General features: G+C 72.3%; 17 protein-coding genes. 4 read left to right on the top strand and 13 right to left on the bottom strand.

Features of this window, described 5'->3' with window-relative positions; translation table 11 throughout:
- Positions 1–54 precede the first annotated feature (54 nt).
- From ACSNN8_RS18305 to ACSNN8_RS18345, 9 genes are all read right to left on the bottom strand, one after another.
- The gene (locus ACSNN8_RS18305; protein WP_436650412.1) at positions 55–663 is read right to left on the bottom strand and encodes a type 4a pilus biogenesis protein PilO; all 609 of its coding nucleotides are present in this window, start codon (positions 661–663) and stop codon (positions 55–57) included.
- Entirely contained in the window at positions 663–1,415 is a 753-nt protein-coding gene (locus ACSNN8_RS18310) for a hypothetical protein (RefSeq protein ID WP_436650413.1), read from the bottom strand. The genes ACSNN8_RS18305 and ACSNN8_RS18310 overlap by 1 nt, the downstream gene beginning before the upstream one ends.
- Positions 1,415–2,440 (bottom strand): type IV pilus assembly protein PilM, encoded by a 1,026-nt coding sequence (pilM, locus tag ACSNN8_RS18315; RefSeq protein WP_436650414.1) that lies wholly within the window; start codon positions 2,438–2,440, stop codon positions 1,415–1,417. The genes ACSNN8_RS18310 and pilM overlap by 1 nt, the downstream gene beginning before the upstream one ends.
- 25 nt (positions 2,441–2,465) lie before the next feature.
- The gene (locus ACSNN8_RS18320) at positions 2,466–3,254 is read right to left on the bottom strand and encodes a prepilin peptidase (protein WP_436650415.1); all 789 of its coding nucleotides are present in this window, start codon (positions 3,252–3,254) and stop codon (positions 2,466–2,468) included.
- A gap of 74 nt (positions 3,255–3,328) precedes the next feature.
- The gene (locus ACSNN8_RS18325; protein ID WP_436650416.1) at positions 3,329–3,832 is read right to left on the bottom strand and encodes a type II secretion system protein; all 504 of its coding nucleotides are present in this window, start codon (positions 3,830–3,832) and stop codon (positions 3,329–3,331) included.
- Positions 3,833–3,931: 99 nt separating this feature from the next.
- A complete protein-coding gene (locus ACSNN8_RS18330; RefSeq protein ID WP_436650417.1) occupies positions 3,932–5,164 on the bottom strand; it encodes a type II secretion system F family protein in 1,233 nt (410 codons plus the stop codon).
- Positions 5,165–5,168: 4 nt separating this feature from the next.
- Complete coding sequence (locus ACSNN8_RS18335) at positions 5,169–6,296, bottom strand: type IV pilus twitching motility protein PilT (RefSeq protein ID WP_436650755.1); 1,128 nt, start codon at positions 6,294–6,296, stop codon at positions 5,169–5,171.
- Positions 6,297–6,421: 125 nt separating this feature from the next.
- On the bottom strand, positions 6,422–8,089 hold the full coding sequence (locus ACSNN8_RS18340; RefSeq protein WP_436650418.1) for a GspE/PulE family protein: 1,668 nt from the start codon (positions 8,087–8,089) through the stop codon (positions 6,422–6,424).
- A 73-nt stretch (positions 8,090–8,162) separates the two neighbouring features.
- Positions 8,163–9,164 (bottom strand): GlxA family transcriptional regulator, encoded by a 1,002-nt coding sequence (locus tag ACSNN8_RS18345; RefSeq protein ID WP_436650419.1) that lies wholly within the window; start codon positions 9,162–9,164, stop codon positions 8,163–8,165.
- A gap of 53 nt (positions 9,165–9,217) precedes the next feature.
- Between ACSNN8_RS18345 and ACSNN8_RS18350 the strand changes: the two genes are divergently transcribed.
- Positions 9,218–10,507, top strand: a complete 1,290-nt coding sequence (locus ACSNN8_RS18350; protein WP_436650420.1) for an MFS transporter — start codon at positions 9,218–9,220, stop codon at positions 10,505–10,507.
- On the opposite strand, the gene ACSNN8_RS18355 is transcribed toward ACSNN8_RS18350, so the two are convergent.
- Positions 10,497–10,814 carry an STAS domain-containing protein gene (locus ACSNN8_RS18355; RefSeq protein ID WP_436650421.1) on the bottom strand — a complete coding sequence of 106 codons (318 nt, stop codon included), beginning with the start codon at positions 10,812–10,814 and terminating at the stop codon, positions 10,497–10,499. The genes ACSNN8_RS18350 and ACSNN8_RS18355 overlap by 11 nt on opposite strands.
- A 117-nt stretch (positions 10,815–10,931) precedes the next feature.
- Between ACSNN8_RS18355 and fxsT the strand changes: the two genes are divergently transcribed.
- On the top strand, positions 10,932–13,310 hold the full coding sequence (gene fxsT, locus ACSNN8_RS18360) for an FxSxx-COOH system tetratricopeptide repeat protein (RefSeq protein WP_436650422.1): 2,379 nt from the start codon (positions 10,932–10,934) through the stop codon (positions 13,308–13,310).
- Here fxsT and ACSNN8_RS18365 read toward each other — a convergent pair.
- The 3 genes from ACSNN8_RS18365 to fxsA form a co-directional block, all read right to left on the bottom strand.
- Positions 13,296–14,990 (bottom strand): putative bifunctional diguanylate cyclase/phosphodiesterase, encoded by a 1,695-nt coding sequence (locus ACSNN8_RS18365; protein WP_436650423.1) that lies wholly within the window; start codon positions 14,988–14,990, stop codon positions 13,296–13,298. The two genes, fxsT and ACSNN8_RS18365, sit on opposite strands and share 15 nt — an antisense overlap.
- Before the next feature lie 198 nt (positions 14,991–15,188).
- On the bottom strand, positions 15,189–16,607 hold the full coding sequence (locus ACSNN8_RS18370; RefSeq protein WP_436650424.1) for an aKG-HExxH-type peptide beta-hydroxylase: 1,419 nt from the start codon (positions 16,605–16,607) through the stop codon (positions 15,189–15,191).
- Positions 16,608–16,617: 10 nt separating this feature from the next.
- Positions 16,618–16,806, bottom strand: a complete 189-nt coding sequence (fxsA, locus tag ACSNN8_RS18375) for an FxSxx-COOH cyclophane-containing RiPP peptide (protein ID WP_436650425.1) — start codon at positions 16,804–16,806, stop codon at positions 16,618–16,620.
- A 170-nt stretch (positions 16,807–16,976) separates the two neighbouring features.
- On the opposite strand from fxsA, the gene ACSNN8_RS18380 reads away from it, so the two are divergent.
- Together ACSNN8_RS18380 and ACSNN8_RS18385 are read left to right on the top strand one after the other, a co-directional pair.
- Positions 16,977–17,399, top strand: a complete 423-nt coding sequence (locus ACSNN8_RS18380) for a YbaB/EbfC family nucleoid-associated protein (protein WP_436650426.1) — start codon at positions 16,977–16,979, stop codon at positions 17,397–17,399.
- 46 nt (positions 17,400–17,445) lie between these two features.
- Positions 17,446–17,778: a hypothetical protein gene (locus ACSNN8_RS18385; RefSeq protein WP_436650427.1), complete on the top strand. Its 333-nt coding sequence runs from the start codon at positions 17,446–17,448 to the stop codon at positions 17,776–17,778.
- Positions 17,779–17,783: the final 5 nt, after the last annotated feature.

A 17,783-nucleotide genomic window follows, 5' to 3' on the forward strand; every position in this document is an offset into this window, starting at 1 on the left:
GGCAGAGTACTCAGGGTGACGAGAGAGCGTGGTCCCGCCCGTCCGATCGGCGGGTCAGGTCGCCGCGCAGATGTCGGTGCGGTCGGCCTCCGCGCTGTCGGCCAGGTCCGAGGTGGTGCAGAACGCGGTCATCGTGACGTTCGCGCTGATGTCGCCGGCGCTGTCGTCGCCGCCGGTGGCCAGGGTGACGGAGTCGATGAGCACGGCCCGGTTCTGCGTCTCCTGCAGGCGCACCAGGAACTTGCTGACGTTTGCCGACTTGCCCTTCGCGGTCAGCGACAGCGGCATCTCGACCGCGGTCGTGACCGTCTCCGACTTGCGCGCGGCGCCGACGGAGAGGCCGCTGACCTCCACGCTCAGCGCCGTCCCGGAGTCCTGCAGCGCGCGCAGGAAGGCCGGCATGCCGTACGTCTCGGGCATGTTCGTCACCAGGGTGTCGAGCTGGGCCTGGTAGGTGGCCTTCTTCGCGTCCTGCTCCTTGAGCGCCGCCACCTCCTTGCGGAGCTTGGTGAGCTGCAGCGAGGTGTCGTCGGCCTGGGTCTGCACGTTCTCGACCTCGGCGAACTTGGGTGAGATGGCCAGGAGCCAGGCGGCGGCGACCAGGATGACGATCGCCACGATCCCGCCGATGAGCCAGATCCGGTCGGTGCTCCGCGCTTCCATCAGTTGCCTCCGGTCCGGTCGCACGCAGTGGTGAAGCGGCCGCAGAGCGCGGCAGAAGTGATGTCGAGGGAGAGCGCGTAGCTGACGCCGTTCGTGCCGTTGGTGGCCGTCGTCAGGTACGGGTCGGTGATGCCCTCGAGGGTGGCGAGCTTGTCGATGAAGGTCGCGATGTGCTTCTTGTCGGGCGCGTGCCCGGTGACCGTGAGCGTCCCGACGGTACGGTCCTTGTCCGTCGTCGAGGTTCCGGAGCCCGCCGCGGCCGGGGCCGCCGCGCCGGGAGCGCCGGCCTGCTGGAGGGTGCCGCCGATGTTGTCGATCGTGACGTCCGTCGCCTTGGCGTTGTCGCGCACGGTGTCGAGGGTCTTCGCCCACGGCAGGTCGTCCGCCATCAGGGTCTTGAGGTCGGCGGTGGCCGTGTCCCGGTCCTTGATGACGGTCACCACGTCGCGGTAGGCCTTCTTGTCGTTCTGCGCCCGCTGGACCGCGTCGCTGGCCGTGGCCAGGTTCTCGTTCGCGCCGCTCAACGACTGCACGGCGAACAGGTACCAGGCGGCCAGCACGGCCACCACGATCACCACGGCGCCGATCAGCGCGATCCGGGTGCGCCGCGCGTTACGCCCCGCGAGGATCTCGCCGGGCAGCAGGTTGGCCCGGATCGGCAGGACGCGCGAGACCTGGGCCGGTGAGACCGCCGGGTCGATCGGCATCAGGGCGGTCGGGGTCGGGTTCGGGGTCGGGAAGGTGGTGGTCATCAGGCTGCCGCTCCCAAGGTCAGGCCGATCGACACCGCGGCCGAGGGCACGAAGCTGTCGAAGCCACGCTCGCGACCCTTGCGCGTGTCCCGCAGCCGGCTGGCGCTGTCGGCGTACATGACGGTGATCCGCAGTTCGTTCTGGAGGTGCTCGGCGAGGCCGGGCATGAGCGCGCTGCCGCCGCAGAGCGCGAGCCGGGTGACCTGCTTCTGCCGCTCACCCGAGGCCAGATACGTGAACGAGCTGCGCAGCTCGCTCACCAGCGGGCGGACCGCCTCCTCGGCGGACTCCGCGCCGTCCGGCCGGCCGTCGCCGTGCAGGCCGTACCGGCACTTGAGCTCCTCGGCCTCGGGCTGGGAGATGCCGAGCCGGGCCGCGATGCTTTCGGTGATCTCCTGGCCGCCGCGCGGCACGGTCCGCACGATCAGCGGCTCGCCGTCGGCGTGCACGACCACGCTGGTCACGTCGAGGCCGATGTCGACGATCGCCTCGACCTGGGCGTCCAGCCGGGAGGCGGCGCGCAACAGGGCGAACGAGGCCAGGTCGACGGACTTGACGTGCAGGCCGGCCTTCTCGACGGCGCCGACGGCGCTCATCACGGCCTCCTTGGGCATGGCGATCAGCAGACCCCGTACGGTCGGGTTGTCGCCCGGGTCCTCGAGCGGATAGAAGTCCAGCAGCGAGCGCTCGACGGCCAGCGGCAGCGCGTCCTTGACCTGGAACGGCAGCGCCTGCTTCATCTCCTTGGCCGGCAGGTTCGACAGCGTCATCTCGCGGACCACCAGCTGCGGGTTGGTCACGCCGATGTTGACGTTCTTGGTGCCGAACTTGCAGGCCGCCCAGAGCTGCTTGAGGGCCGAGGTGACCATGACCGGGTCCTGGACCACGCCGCCGTTGACGGCGCCGGGCGGCAACGGCACCTGGCCGAAGTTGGACAACGTGTAGTCGTCCTTGCCGCGGCGGACCTCGACGGCCCGGATCGAGGACGTGCCGATGTCCAGCCCGATCGGGGTTGCGCCAGCCATGGGTTCTCCTTCCTTCGAGCAGACTTCAGACGGTGGGCACGAGTAACGAGGCGTACCACTGCGCGATGGGCGCTCCGGCGAAGACCGCGAGGAAGGCGCCGGCGAGCATGTAGGGACCGAACGGGATGCGGGTCTTGCGGTTGGCCCGGCGCAGCAGCATCAGCACGGCGCCGACCACGCCGCCGAACAGGAACGCCGAGAACGCGCCGATCGCGACCGAGCTCCAGCCGAGCCAGCCGAGGTAGAAGCCGAGCAGCGGGGCGAGCTTGAGGTCGCCGCCGCCCATGCCGCGCGGCATGATCGCCAGCAGGAAGTACAGCGCGTACAGCACGGCGGCAGCGATCAGTGCCCGGACGGCCGTCGACCAGCTCCGGTCCGCGATCACCGCGGGGGAGAGGAGGACCAGGGCGACGGCGTACGAGGGCAGGACGATCTTGTCGGGCAGCCGCATCACGTCGAGGTCGATCACGGCGAGGGCCACCGAGATCGCCGCCAGGTACAGGTACGCCGGCAGCTCCCAGGAGAGGCCGAACCGGGCCGCCACCGCGACGAACAGGGCGGCGGTGCCGGCCTCGACGAGCGGATAGCGGGGGCTGATCGGGGTCCTGCAGTCGGCGCACCGGCCGCGCAGCAGCAGCCAGCCCAGCACCGGGACGTTGTGCCGGGGCCGGACCGCGTTGCCGCAGGCCGGGCAGTGCGAGCCCGGGCGCACCAGCGACTCGTCGCGGGGCACCCGGTGGATCACGACGTTGAGGAACGAGCCCACCGCCAGCCCGAGCAGGGCGACGACGACGAGCAGCGCGGGCTGCGGCATCCGGGCCTCCTCGAGCAAGTGGTGGGACCCGGGCAGCGCCGCCGGCGCCGCCCGGGTGGAGCTTCAGCCAGTCGTCAGGGCGTCGTCGCCGCACACGTGTCGAGGTTGCCGTTGGCGAGCGCCTGGACCGAGCCGCCCTTCGAGCTGTCGTAGACGTAGAGCTTGCCGCTGCCGCCGTCGTTCTTGGCGCAGACCGTGTAGGACTGCCCGGCCGGGGTGCCGCCCGCGAGGATGTAGGTCATCTTGGTCTTGTCCGACAGGGTGACCCAGCCGCCCTGCGAGGCGCCGGCCGTCGTCGAGCCGTCCTTGAGGCTGAAGCTCGACGCGATGGACTTGATCGGGGTGGTCGGCGCCGGGTACGCGTTGCCGTTGTCGGTGTAGTACTGCTCGATCGCGCTCACCGCGCCGCGCACGTCGGACTGCGCCGACTTGTCCGCCGCTCCCTTGCGGTAGTTGAGGTAGACCGGCACGGCGATCGCGACGAGCACGCCGATGATGACCACGACAACGAGCAGCTCGATGAGGGTGAAGCCCTCGTCGGCCTTCTTGTTGCGGAGCCGGTTGATGATGTCGTGCATTGGGGGTGCCTCCATGGCGTCTGGGGTGGGGCGGGGCGGGTGGTGCCGGGCCGGGGGGCCCGTTCGGCCGGCGGGAGTCCGGCCTGGTGGCACGCGATTTCAGTTGCTCTGGATGTTCTGGTAGATCGTGAACATCGGGAGGTACAGGCAGATGACCATGCCGCCGACCACGGCACCCATGACGAGCACCATGATCGGTTCGATCGACGCGGTCAGGGACTCGGCAGCGCTGTCGACTTCCCTGTCATAGAAATCGGCAACCTTGTCCAGCATCTGACTGATTTGGCCGCTTTCTTCGCCGACTTCGATCATCTGCGTGACCATCGCGGGGAAGATGGGGTGGTTGCGCAGGGCCGAGGACATGGTGTGGCCGTCGCGGACGGCGGCCTGCACGTCCTTCATCGCCATGTTGATGACCTCGTTGCCCGTGGTCTCGCCGACCACGGTGAGCGCCTGCATGACCGGCACGCCGACGTTGAGCAGCAGGCCCAGGTTGCGGGCGAACCGGCTCATGGCGAGCTTGCGGAACAGCGGGCCGAAGACCGGCATCCGGACCTTGATCCGGTCGACCTTGAGCCGGAACGCCTCGTCCGCGCGCATCTGCCGCTTGTAGAAGATCGAGCCGCCGATCCCCGCGCCGAGCACCAGGGGTCCGATCCACCACATGTTGTGGCTCGCGTCGACCAGGAACTGGGTGATCGCCGGCAGCTCGCCGCCGAGGTTGCGGAACATGCCCTCGAAGATCGGCACGATGAAGATCAGCACCGCGGCGATCAGGACGAAGGTGAACGCCAGCACGATCGCCGGGTACGTCATCGCGCTCTTGATCTTGCCGCGGAGCTCGGTGTCCTTCTCCAGGCTGTCCGCGATCTGCTCGAGAGCGCGGTCGATCATACCGCCGGTCTCGCCGGCCCGGACCATGGCGATCATGAGGCGCGGGAAGATCCGGTCGTGCTTGGCCATCGAGGCCGACAGCGAGGCGCCGCCGGCCACGTCCGTACGGACCTCGCCGAGCGCCTTCTTCAGCGGCGGCGAGCTCGTCTGCTCCTCGAGGATCGCCAGCGACCGCAGCAGCGACATGCCCGAGGCCGTCATCGTCGCGAACTGGCGCGCGAAGACGGCGAGATCCTTGAGCTTGACCCGGCCGCCGAAGCCCGGGATCTTGATCTCCATGTCGAGGCCCTTGCCGGCCTCGGTCAGCTCGAGCGGGGTCTCGCCGCGCTGTTTCAGCAGATGCGAGGCCGCGGCCTCGTTGGGCGCCTCGACGGTGCCCTTGGCGCGGTGACCAGCGCCGTCGATGCTGCTGTAGCGGTAGACCTTGGTCGCCGGCATCGGATCACATCCGTCCCACGAGTCGTTTGAGTTCCTCCTGCGAGTGGCACAGCTCGAGGGCGGCCGGCAGCGTGACGACCTGCTCGCGGACCTTCTCGGCCAGGTGCTGGTCGAACGCGAGCATGCCGTCGCCCGCGCCGGCCTGCATGAACGAGGGGATCTGGTGCGACTTGCCCTCACGGATCAGGCTGCGGATGGCGGGCGTGGCGGTGAGGATCTCGCAGATCACCGCGCGGCCCTTGTTGTCGGCGCGGGGGGCCAGCGCCTGGGTGATGACGCCCTGCAGCGACGCCGCGAGCTGGGCGCGGATCTGCAGCTGCTGGTGCGGCGGGAAGATGTCGATGACGCGGTCGATGGTCTGCGTGGCGCTCTGCGTGTGCAGCGTCGCCAGCACCAGGTGGCCGGTCTCGGCGGCGGTCAGCGCGGTGGCCGTGGTCTCCAGGTCGCGCAGCTCGCCGACCAGGATGATGTCGGGGTCCTGCCGCAGCGCGTGCTTGAGCGCGCTGGCGAAGTCCTCGGTGTCGGTGCCGACCTCGCGCTGGTTGACCACGCTGCGCTTGTGCGGGTGCAGGAACTCGATCGGGTCCTCGATCGTGATGATGTGGTCGGCGCGGCTGCGGTTGGCCAGGTCGAGGATCGAGGCGAGCGTCGTGGTCTTGCCGGAGCCGGTCGGGCCGGTCACCAGCACCAGGCCGCGGGGCAGGTGGGCGAAGCGGGCGACCGAGTCGGGCATGCCCAGCTCGTCGAGCGGCTTGATCTCGTGCGGGATGGCCCGGAACACCGCGCCGCACGAGTTGCGCTGCACGTACAGGTTGCCGCGGAAACGGGAGACGCCGACGATGCTGTGCGCGAAGTCCAGCTCCTGCGTGCGCTGGAACGTGTCCCACTGGTCGATCGACACGGGGGCGCGGGCCAGCAGCGCGGTGTCCGCCGAGTTGAGGTTGCCGTAGCCCTGCAGCGGGCGCAGCGAGCCGTTCACCCGGATCATCGGGGGCGTGCCGACCGTCAGGTGCAGGTCGGAGCCCTTCGACTCGACCAGCGTCACGAGCATCTGGTTGAGCACGGCCAGGTCGCCGGGCGCGGGCGAGGCCGCCACCGCCTGTTGGGGCACCACGGGGTTGGTCGTGTACATCTCCACCGCTTCTGCTCGTCGGTTCTTCGGGCGCCTCTTGTATTCGGCACTCCACTGGGCCGCTTTAGGGGCTTTTCCGGGGTTTTCGGATATTGACAACGCGTACGCGGTACCCTGCGCGCCCCTCAGATGGCGACGCGCGAGACCTCGCGTACGGAGGTGAGACCGCCCGCGGCCTTGGCCAGGCCGTCGGCGCGCAGCTCGTACATCCCCTGGTACAGGGCCACCTCGCGGATCTCGTTGGCCGAGGCGCGCCGGATGGTCAGCGCCTCGATCTCCGGCGAGATCGGCATGACCTCGTGCAGCGCGAGCCGGCCGCGGTAGCCGGTGTTCGCGCAGTTGCGGCAGCCCACCGGCCGGTACAGCGCCTCGGGCACGGCGAGGTCCTCGAACGGCCAGCGGGCGCCGACCAGCTCCTCCTCGGTCGGCGCGTACGCCTCCTTGCACCAGTCGCAGAGCCGCCGCGCCAGCCGCTGGGCCAGCACGCAGTCCAGCGACGAGCCGACCAGGAACGGCTCGATGCCCATCTCGGTCAGGCGGGTGACCGCGCCGGGCGCGTCGTTGGTGTGCAGCGTCGACAGCACGAGGTGGCCGGTCAGCGACGCCTCGACCGCGATCTGCGCCGTGTTGCTGTCCCGGATCTCACCGATCAGCACGACGTCCGGGTCGGAGCGCAGGATGGCCGGCAGCACCGCCGCGAACGTCAGGCCCGCCTTCGCGTTGACCTGCACCTGGTTGACGCCGCGCAGCCGGTACTCGACCGGGTCCTCGACGGTGATCACGTTGACTTCCGGCTTGCTGATCCGGCCCAGCGTGGCGTACAGGGTGGTCGACTTGCCCGAGCCGGTCGGCCCGGTCACCAGCACCATGCCGTGCGGCTTGGTGAACGACGCGGCGAAGCGGTCGAGGTTGTGCTGGGTGAAGCCCAGCTTGTTCATGTCGAGGTCGATGCCGCCGGTGTCGAGCACGCGGAGCACGAGCTTCTCGCCCCACACCGTGGGCAGCGTGGCCGTACGCAGGTCGACCGTGCGGTCGCGGATGAGCGCGGTGATGCGGCCGTTCTGCGGCACCCGCTTCTCGGTGATGTCGACGCCCGACATGATCTTGATGCGGGAGGTCAGCGCGGCCATGACGCCGCGCGGCACGATGTCGACCTCGTGGAGCACGCCGTCGATGCGGTAGCGCACCCGCATGTCGTCCTCGGTGGGCTCGAGGTGCAGGTCGGAGGCGCGGTTCATGACGGCCTGCTCGATCAGGCTGTTGACGTAGCGCACGATCGGGGCGTCGTCGGTGCTGGTGGCCTGCGCGGCCATGCCGGACTGCGACTCCGCCTCGTCGTCGGCCATCTCGCCCAGGTCGCTGGACTCGCGCTGCAGCTTCTCGATGATCCGGCGGACCTCGCTGCGGGCGACCACGACGGGGCGCACGACCATGCCGGTGGCGGCCCGCACGTCGTCGAGCGCTACCACGTCGCCGGGGTCGGTGACGCCCACGACGATCTCGCCGCCGGCCATCGACAGGCCGAGCACGCGGTGGCGCAGCACGACCGGCAGCGGGATCTTCTTGAGCGCGGCCGGGTCGGGGACGAAGCTGACCAGGTCGACGGTGTTGATGCCGAACGCCAGGGCGGCGGCCTGGGTGAGCTGCTCCTCGGTGACGACCTGGTCGTTGATCAGGACCGCGCGCACGGACCGGCCGCTGCGCTGCGCTTCCTCCGCGGCCGCGTCGACGGCGCGCGGATCGATCCCGATCTGCTTGAGCGCGTCCAGCAGCGGGCGGAAGGTCTGGTCCATGACATCCTTCGGATAGGCAGAGGTGCTCGCCTGTCCGATCGGACGCGCGGAACGTTCCCTGAGATGCGCCCGGTTATGATGTGGTTTGCGCCGGTTGCCGGAAGGTTCGGCGGTACGCGGTGGGCGCCACGCCGATGGCCGCCTGCAGGTGCTGCCGCAGCGCGGTGGCGCTGCCCAGCCCCGAGCGCCGGGCCACCGTCTCCACCCCCAGATCGGTCGACTCCAGCAGGAGTTGAGCGTGCGCGATGCGCTGGCGCAGAATCCACTGCCGCGGGCTCGTGCCGGTCTCCTCGCGGAAGCGCCGGGTGAAGGTGCGCACGCTCATCCGCGCGTGCTCGGCCATCTCCTCCAGGCTCACCGGCTCGGCCAGCCGGTCGAGCGCCCAGGCCCGCGTCGGCGCGGTGCCGGCGCCGTCGGAGTGGGGGACCGGCCGCTCGATGAACTGCGCCTGCCCGCCGTCGCGCCACGGCGGCAGCACGCAGCGCCGGGCCGCCCGGTTGGCCACCTCGGCGCCGTGGTCGCTGCGCACGATGTGCAGGCAGAGGTCCGCTCCGGCGCCGACGCCGGCCGAGGTGAGCACGTCGCCGTCGTCGACGAAGAGCACGTCGAGGTTCCAGCGCACCCGCGGGTAGAGCCGCCCGATCGTCTCGCCCCACGCCCAGTGCGTGGCCGCCGGGCGCCCGTCGAGCAGACCGGCGGCGGCGAGCACCGAGGCGCCGGTGCAGATGGAGACGATCCGGGCGCCCCGCTCGGCCGCCTGCCGCAGCGCCTCCCGCACGTCCGCCCGCAGCGTGCCGTCCACGACCGTGCTGCCGGCGTCGACCCCGGGCACGATCACCGTGTCGGCCGTCTCGAGCAGGCTCAGATCGTGGTCGGGGGTCAGGGTGAAGCCGCCCTTGGCCCGCACCGGGCCGGGCCCGCAGACCCGCGTCTTGTAGAGGCGGCGCAGGCCGGCGTCGCGGGCCGCGCCGAAGACCTGGATCGCCGTGCCCAGGTCGAAGGCGACGAGCCCGTCGAGCACGAGCACGGCGACGGTGTGGCGTTCCGGCAGGGTCATGGCCTGATTCTTGCGCATCATGGCTTCCGGGCCACTCGCCCGTCCGGCCGGGACTTTGCAGAATCTTGTGCGTGACCAAGTACCGCATCCATCCCGCCTGGCTCGTCGCCGTCGTGGCGTTCGTCGCGCTCGTGGGCGCCGCCGGCTTCCGGGCCACCCCGTCCGTCATGATCCGGCCGCTGCACGAGGAGTTCGGCTGGTCGCTCGGCACGATCTCGGCGGCCGTCTCGGTCAACCTGCTGCTCTACGGCCTCACCGCGCCGTTCGCCGCGGCGCTGATGGAACGGTTCGGCATCCGCCGGGTCATCATGGCCGCGCTGCTGTTGGTCGCGGCCGGCTCCGGGCTGACCGTGTTCATGCGGCACAGCTGGCAGCTGATCCTCTGCTGGGGCGTGCTGGTCGGCCTGGGCACCGGCTCGATGGCGCTGGGCTTCGTCGCCACCATCACCGGGCGCTGGTTCGTCAAGCACCGCGGCCTGGTCACCGGCGTGCTCACCGCGGGCGGCGCGGCCGGCAACCTGGTCTTCCTGCCCGTGCTGGCACGGCTCACCGAGCACTCCGGCTGGCGCCTGGCCGCGCTCACCGTCACCGGCGCGGCGCTTCTGGTCGTGCCGCTGGTCTGGTGGCGGCTGCGCGACCACCCGGCCGAGCTCGGGCTGGGCGCCTACGGCGGGCAGTACGAGCAGCCCAAGCCGATCGCGCCCGCCGGCGCCGCCCGCATCGCCCTGCGCGCGCTCGGCAGGGCCGCCCGCACCCGCCCGTTCTGGCTGCTCGCCGGCGGGTTCGCGATCTGCGGCGCGACGACCAACGGGCTGGTCGGCACCCACTTCATCCCGGCCGCCCACGACCACGGGATGCCCGAGACCACCGCCGCGGGGCTGCTCGCGCTGGTCGGCGTCTTCGACATCGCCGGCACCATCGCCTCGGGGTGGCTGACCGACCGGGTGGACAGCCGCATCCTGCTGGGCGGGTACTACTTCCTGCGCGGGTTGTCGCTGCTGGTGCTGCCCTCGCTGTTCGCCGCGGCCGCGCACCCGAGCATGCTGCTGTTCATCCTGTTCTACGGCCTCGACTGGGTCGCCACCGTGCCGCCGACGGTCACGCTGTGCCGGGAGTACTTCGGCGAGAGCGGCGCGGTGGTCTTCGGGTGGGTCTTCGCCTCGCACCAGTTCGGCGCCGCGGCCGCCGCCACCGCGGCCGGCCTGGTGCGCGATCAGCTCGGCGCGTACACCTGGGCCTGGTACGGCGCCGGGGCGCTCGCCGTCCTCGCCAGCGTGCTCAGCCTGATGCTGTTCGCGGGCAAGCGGCTGGGCCCGGTCGCGCCGGGGATCGGGCTCGCGGCACAGGCCGTCAAGGCGTGAGCTCGACGACCTCGAGCAGGCCGCTGAGCACCAGGATCTGGCGGACGGTCGGGGTCGGGTTGGCCAGCCGGAAGCGGATGCCGGCGTCGCGGGCGCGCTGAAACCCGAAGATCAGCGCGCCCAGGCCGGTGGAGTCGATGAAGTCCAGATCGGTGAGGTCGACCAGGATCTCGCGGGGCCGCCCGGCGAGCGCGTCGGCCATCACCGAGCGGACCCGGTCCACCGTGAGCACGTCGACCTCGCCGCGCAGCGCCACCGTGGCGACGCCACCGGTCTCATCCAGGTTCGTCACGAACTCGTCGGCCAAGGCATGCCCTTCTTCCACTGTGGCGATGGTTCCACGTACGGTAATCGGCATCACCGAACACGTGAGGAGCGTGGTGTGCCGGTCCTGGGCGGTCTGCCACCGCGGAATACCCGTTTCGTGGGCCGCGAGAACCTGCTCGCCCGGCTCCGCACCAGACTCGGCACGGGGCCGGTCGTGCTGCTGCCCGACGAGGAGCACCCGCTGGGCGGCACGGGACGCACCCAGCTGGCCGTCGAGTACGCGTACCGCTACGCCGAGACGTACGACCTGGTCTGGTGGATCCCCGCCGAGCAGGCCGCCGGCACCCGCGCGGCGCTGATCGGGTTGGCCCACCGGCTCGGGCTGCCCGAGTCCGGCGACATCAACCGCACGCTGGCCGCCGTCCGCGACACGCTGAGCCGCGGGGAGCCGTACCGCAACTGGCTGATCGTCTTCGAGGACGCCAACCGGCCCGAGGACATCAAGCCCTACCTGCCCAGCGGCGCCGGGCACGTGCTGGTGACCAGCCGCAACCCGCGCTGGTCGGCGGAGGTGACCCAGGCGGTGCCGGTCGGCGTGTTCGACCGCGCCGACAGCGTCGACCTGTTGCGCCGCCGGGCCCCCGAGCTGACCACCGAGGACGCCGACCGGCTCGCCCGGCAGCTCGGCGACGTGCCGATGGCCCTGGAGCTGTCCGCCGCGGTGCGGGCCGTCACCGGCCGCGGCGTCGACGACTACCTGGACCGCTACGAGTCCCGCGCCGCCGAGCTGGCTTTTCCCAGCCCGTTGCGGGTGACCTGGGGGCTGGCCGCCGACGAGCTGCGGGCCGCCTCGCCCGCGGCGTACGGGCTGCTCGAGCTCTGCGCCTTTCTGGGCGGCGCGCCTGTCTCGTGGCGGCTGCTCTGGGGCGCGCGCACCCTGGCGCTGCCGCCGGAGCTGGCGCCGACCGTCCGCATCGAACGCCGGCTCAAGGCGGCGCTGCGCCTGATCGGACGCTACGGGCTGGCCGAGCTCGACCCGCCCGGCGAGCACCTGCTGGTGCACCCGCTGGTGCGCGGCATGCTCGGCCAGGAGCTCAGCTCCGAACGGCACGCCGCGCTGCTGGGCACGGTGCGGGCCATGCTCGCCGCCGCCGACCCCGGCGACCCGGACGACCCGGCCACCCGCGCCCGCTACGCCGAGCTGACCCCGCACCTCGTGCACTCCGACGTGCTCGGCGCCGCGGCCGAGGAGATCCGCCAGCTGGTGGTCAACTGCGTGCGCTACCACTACGCCCGCGGCGACTACGACTCCAGCCGCGACCTGGCCGCCGCCGCGGTGGCCCGCTGGCGCGAGTCGCTCGGCGAGACCGACCCGCAGACGCTGCTCGCCTCGTTCCACCTCGCCAACGCGCTGCGGGCGGTGGGGCGTACGGCCGAGGCGCGCGCGCTCAACGCCCAGACCCTGCGGGCGCAGCGCGAGGCGCTCGGCGGCGACGACGAGACCACGCTGGCCACGGCCAACAGCGTCGGCGCCGACCTGCGCATCCGCGGCCACTTCGGACAGGCCCGCCAGCTCGACGCCGACAACCTGGTGCGCTACCGGCGGCTGTTCGGCGAGAGCTTCCCGACCGCGCTGCGCTGCGCCAACAACCTCGCCGCCGACCTGCGCCTGCTCGGCGACTTCCGGGGCGCGCGCACGCTCGACGAGCAGACCCTGCGCCACCGTCAGGCGATCCTCGCCGACGGGCACCCCGAGATCCTCTCGTCGCGGGCGGCGCTGGCGTTCGACCTGTTCGGACTCGGCGACTACGCGGCCGCCGCCGAGATGGCCGTCGTACGCCCCGGCACGGTCGGCGAGGACCACCCGTTCGCGCTGTGGGCGGCCCGGTCCGCCGCGATGGCCGCCCGCCGCCGGGGCGAGCCGCGCGCGGTGCCGCTGGCCGAGACGGCCGTCGAGCTCACCCGGCGCCGCTTCGGCGACCTGCACGTCGAGACGCTCGCGGCGGGCGTGTCGCTCGCCAACGCCGTCCGCGAGACCGGCGACTTCGACCGCGCCCACGAGCTGCTCGAACGGGCCGTGATCCGCTACCACTCGGTGCTCGGCGACGACCACCCGTTCACGCTCGCCGCCTCCGCCGTGCTCGCCGGGGTGGTGCGCGCGACCGGCCGGTACGCCGAGGCGCGCCACATCGACGACGAGGCGCTCGGCGGCCTGCGGCGCAGCGTCGGCCCCGACCATCCCTTCACGATGAGCTGCGCGAACGGCTACGCCACCGACCTGTTCGGGCTGGGGGAGCGGCAGGAGGCCCAGCAGCTGGCCGCCGAGACGTGGCAGCGGTCCCGGCTGATCCGCGGCCCCGAGCACCCCGACACGCTTGCCTGCGCCTGGAACGCGGCGCTCGACGGCGGCGACGAGGAGGCGCTCAACCAGGTGACGGCCGCGCTGGCGAAGGCGTACGGGGAAGGGCATCCGGTCCTCGCCCGGGTGGCCCGCGGCGAGCGGCTCGAGACCGACGTGGACCTACCGCCCCTGTAGCGCGGCCTGACGGGTGAGCAGGCCGGTCAGCTCGCCGGCGGGCATCGGCTTGGCGAAGTGGTAGCCCTGCGCCTGCCCGCAGGCGAGCTCGCGCAGCATGGCCGCCTGCACCTCGTCCTCGACGCCCTCGGCGACCGGCGCCAGGTTGAACGTGCGGGCGATGTGCAGCACCGCCTCGGCCACCGACCCGTTGGCCGTGGACTCCTGCATCGCCTGCACGAACGACTTGTCGATCTTCACAACGTCGACCGGCAGCGCGCCCAGGTGGCTCAGCGACGAGAACCCCGTGCCGAAGTCGTCCAGGGCGATGCGCACGCCCAGCGCCTTGAGCGAGCCGAGCACCCGCGCCGACTCGGCCAGGTCGGTCAGCGCCGCCGACTCGGTCAGCTCCAGCACCAGCGACTCGGCCGGCATGCCCGTGTCGGCCAGCACCGCACGGATCTCCTCGGTCAGCGCCGGACTGGCCAGCTGGGTGGCCGACAGGTTGACGTTGAGCTTGAAGCCCGGGCTGACCCGCTGCCACTGCACCGCCTGCAGGCACGCCTCGCGCAGCACCCACAGGCCCAGGCCCGGCATCATCCCCATCGACTCGGTCAGGTCGATGAAGTCGGCCGGCGCGAGCAGCCCGCGCACCGGGTGCCGCCAGCGCACCAGCGCCTCGACGCCGACGGTGTGCTCGCCGTCCAGGTCCACGATGGGCTGATAGAACACCTCGAACTGGCACTCGGACAGCGCCCGGCGCAGGTCGCTCTCGTCCCGGCGGCGCTGCGCGATCTCGGCGAACCGGACCGGGTCGAAGCGCCGCACGACGCCCTTGCCGTCGTCCTTGGCGTGATAGAGCGCCTCGTCGGCCTCGCGCAGCAACGAGTCGACGTTGTGCTCGGCGCCCCGGGCGATCGAGATGCCGGCGCTGGCCCGCACCTGCAGCAGCACCTGCCCGTCCACCTCGAGCGGCTGCTGCAGGTCGCGCAGGATCCGGTCGGCCACCGAGTCGGCGATCTCGTCGTCGGCGAGCCGGGGGAGCAGCACCACGAACTCGTCGCCGCCCAGCCGCGACACGGTGTCGTTGGCCCGGACGTTCGCGTTCAGCCGGTCGGCGGTGACCTTGAGCAGCTCGTCCCCGGCGGCGTGCCCGTACATGTCGTTGATGCCCTTGAACCCGTCGAGGTCGAGCAGGATCACCGCGGTCATCGTGTCGTCCGCGTCCTCCAGGGCGTCCCGGGCGTGATCCATGAACATCGCGCGGTTGCCGAGCCCGGTCAGCGGGTCGCGGAACGCCTGGCCGGCCAGGATCGCGCGCTGCCGGGTGAGGTCGCGCATCAGGCCCGCGTTGGTGTGCGAGCCGAGGAACTGGCGGATCAGGATGATGCCCGTGACGACGAGGACCAGCCAGATCAGCTCGGGGCCGGAGTCGCCCAGGTGGGTGTGCAGGGCCGCCATGATCACCGCAGCCGAGACCGGCGCGTACTGCACCAGCGGCCAGCGGCGGGTCGCCCGGGCCACGCCCGCGCCGGCCAGCACGACGGCGCCGACCGCCAGCAACCAGGCCGGGGCGCTGCTGCCGGGGCCGGTGAGCGGCTCGAAGAGCAACGGCCAGGCGAGCACCATGAGCGACGCAAAGATCATGGCGATGTCGACGCCGCGCCGCACACGATCCAGGGTCTTGCCGAACCGCCCCATTGAGCACCTCCGCCGCGACTGATCGGCCGGGGGTTCGCGCACATGAGAACTCTTGATCGTGGGGGTGTCGCTCGCTTGATCACCGGTGGGCGGCCGTGTTCCCGGCTTGCTTGATCACCGGGGGCCGCCGTCTTTCCCGGTCCTTTTGATCACCGGTGGGCCACCGCCTCCCCCGCCCACCCAGGGACGGGGGCGACGCTACCCCGCCGCGTCCCGCCCCGTCGGGTCGTCCACATTCCCGCCTCGTCCACAGGGCCCCTTGTCAGCGCCGCCCACCCACTCCGCCACGGCGCGCAGGTCTCCGCCGACCCGCCGCCACAGCGCCCTCACCACCTCGGGCCGCTCGCGCAGCGCCGGCAGCGGGGCGACGAGCGCCAGCCCCGCCACGTCCCCGGCGTACGCGTCGGCGGCCACGTCGTGGTCCCCGCGCAGATAGGCGGCGTCCCCCGGCCGTACCGCCGCCTCGGACCGCCCGCGCAGATACCGGTGGGTCAGCGTGAGCCGCTCGCTGTGCGAGAGCTCGCGCCGCGCCGCGGCCCGCAGCTGCGGCGGAGGCACGGCCGGCGGCACTGCGCCCGTCTCCCACGCCCGGGCCAGCGCGTTCACCGCGCCCGGGTCCACGGTCAGGTTGCGCAGCCGCCACCGCACCCGGTGCTCGAGGTTGGCGCCCGCGGCCAGCCGCGCCACGTCCGGGTCGACCGGCTCGCCGAGCCACGGCGCCACCTCGTCGCGCAGCGCCCCGGTGAAGCGCCGCCCGACCGGAGTGAGCAGGCCGCCGGTGAGCAGATCGCCCGCGAGCAGATCGCCCGCGAGCAGGTCGTCCGCGGCGGCCACCACGGCGGACCGCCACCGGGCGAACTCGAACGCCGCGAGCGGGTCGCCCGCCGCCTCCGTACGCCAGAAGCGCGCCACGCTCTGGTAGGCGTACGCGCCGTGCAGGATCCCGAACGCCGGCCGCGGGTCGTCGCGCCACGGCGAGTAGCCGCGCGCCGGGGACGGCTCGACCAGGTCGAAGAGCACGCGCAGCGCGTTCAGCAGGCTGTGCTGCGCCTCGTGCAGCAGGCCGACCGCCAGCGACGTCGCGTCCGCGGGAGCCGAGATCGCCACCGCGCCGAACGCGTCCGCCGACGTGGCGCTGATGCCGCCGGCGCCGGGGTCGGGCTCGACCGGGACGAGCACCGACAGCACCCGGGCGAGCGTGGCCGCGGCGGGGCGGTGGCGGTCGGCCAGCAGGCGCCAGGCGTCGTCGAGGTGGCGCTGCCAGCGGGCGACCGCCTCGTCGGTGAGCCGGTCGGTGGGGGTGAGGCCGAGCCGTTCCCGCAGCGGGTCGGTGTCCTCCAGGCGTACGCGCAGACGCAGCCCGGCGTGCGAGGCGGTCAGGAAGCGGGTGGACACCACGGCCGCGTCCGGCGGCGTGGCGCCCGCGAGCCGGGTGGCCGTGTGCAGGGCCGCCATCGGGTCGGCGGGGTCGCGTCCGGCGGGCGGACCGGGCAGCGACCGTAGCTGCAGCAGGTGGCGGCTGAGCTGAGCCCTGCGCAGCAGGCCGAGCGTGGCCGGCGAGGGGCGGCCGGCCGCGAGCGCGACCAGATCGGTGTCGCTGAGCCGGAACGTACGCACGAGGACTGCCCTAAAGGGCGGAGTTGAAGCCGGCGATCGGCTCGCCGGGGTCGTCGCGGTCGGCGGCCAGCCGGCGCAGGCAGGCGGCGAGGGCGGAGTCCGACTCGTCGAGCGCCGCCAGCTCGGCCGGCGACATTGCGGACACGTCGACCATTGCCGACCGCCACTGGTCGGCGTTCTCCTCGGTCGTCCGGTCCACGACTGCCACTCCTACCCGTCCGTCAGCACCGGTCAATCTCTTGCGTGAAGGTTACGGTGGTCGTCAGGTCGGGTGACCGGCGGGCGGTGAGACGGGGTGTGCGGCACGCTGTTGCCCGACCGTGATCTCATAGGCCAACAGCACCAAAGTCGGCAACGGAGGACAAAATAGTGCCGGGTGGAAATCTCGAGGACCGGCTCGCGGCGCTCAGCGCGACGGCGACCGACGAGGACGGCGTGGTCACCGTGACGGTGGGCGGCCCCGGCGTGGTCACCGGGCTGCGGCTCGACGACCGCGTGCAGGAGCTCACCGGGGCGACGCTCTCTGCCGAGATCCTGCGGACCATGCGCCGGGCCCAGGCCGCGCTCGCCGAGCAGGCCGTGGTGGCGGTCGACGAGACGGTCGGCGCCGGCACCGAGGACGGCAAGGCCCTGCTCGACAGCTACACCGAACACTTCGGCGACCCCGCGGAGCCGCCGGCGCCCGTCATGCCGGCCGCGCCGCCGTTCCCCACGTTCCAGAACACGCCGACCCTGCCGGCGCAGTCGCCCGGCAACGGTTTCGAGAGCGGGCGGGACAGCCGTGCCCGGTGACCTGCCCTCGCTGCCCCGGCGCGGGCCCGCACCCGCGGTGGACCGGATGTCGAACGCGGAGCTGGCCCGCATGGTGGAGTCGGAGCACCCGTACCGGGGAAAGGCGCTTTTCGAGCTCTCCGACCGCATCCCGCACGACGACGACGCGGCCACCAAGGTGGCGATGCTCAGCCGGCTGACCTCGCTGCGGCAGGCGCGGCTGTTCGACCGGGTCTCGCTGGCCTGGTCGGGGATCATCGCGCTGCTCGCGGCCGAGACCGAGCACTCGCGCGCGGTGGCGTACGAGGCGTTCGGCGCGCTCGACGTGGCGGAGCAGCGCGACATGCTCGACTATCTGGAGGTCTCGTCGATAGAGCTGGCTCACCCCCGCATCGTGTGAGCGGG

Source organism: Actinoplanes sp. URMC 104, from assembly GCF_051386375.1.
Classification (GTDB): domain Bacteria; phylum Actinomycetota; class Actinomycetes; order Mycobacteriales; family Micromonosporaceae; genus Actinoplanes.

Bases quoted from the DNA above. Each gene is read 5' to 3' on its own strand.
- ACSNN8_RS18305 (WP_436650412.1), bottom strand. From the start codon at position 663: ATGGAAGCGCGGAGCACCGACCGGATCTGGCTCATCGGCGGGATCGTG.
- ACSNN8_RS18310 (WP_436650413.1), bottom strand. From the start codon at position 1,415: ATGACCACCACCTTCCCGACCCCGAACCCGACCCCGACCGCCCTGATG.
- pilM (WP_436650414.1), bottom strand. From the start codon at position 2,440: ATGGCTGGCGCAACCCCGATCGGGCTGGACATCGGCACGTCCTCGATC.
- ACSNN8_RS18320 (WP_436650415.1), bottom strand. From the start codon at position 3,254: ATGCCGCAGCCCGCGCTGCTCGTCGTCGTCGCCCTGCTCGGGCTGGCG.
- ACSNN8_RS18325 (WP_436650416.1), bottom strand. From the start codon at position 3,832: ATGCACGACATCATCAACCGGCTCCGCAACAAGAAGGCCGACGAGGGC.
- ACSNN8_RS18330 (WP_436650417.1), bottom strand. From the start codon at position 5,164: ATGCCGGCGACCAAGGTCTACCGCTACAGCAGCATCGACGGCGCTGGT.
- ACSNN8_RS18335 (WP_436650755.1), bottom strand. From the start codon at position 6,296: ATGTACACGACCAACCCCGTGGTGCCCCAACAGGCGGTGGCGGCCTCG.
- ACSNN8_RS18340 (WP_436650418.1), bottom strand. From the start codon at position 8,089: ATGGACCAGACCTTCCGCCCGCTGCTGGACGCGCTCAAGCAGATCGGG.
- ACSNN8_RS18345 (WP_436650419.1), bottom strand. From the start codon at position 9,164: ATGCGCAAGAATCAGGCCATGACCCTGCCGGAACGCCACACCGTCGCC.
- ACSNN8_RS18365 (WP_436650423.1), bottom strand. From the start codon at position 14,990: ATGGGGCGGTTCGGCAAGACCCTGGATCGTGTGCGGCGCGGCGTCGAC.
- ACSNN8_RS18385 (WP_436650427.1), top strand. From the start codon at position 17,446: ATGTCGAACGCGGAGCTGGCCCGCATGGTGGAGTCGGAGCACCCGTAC.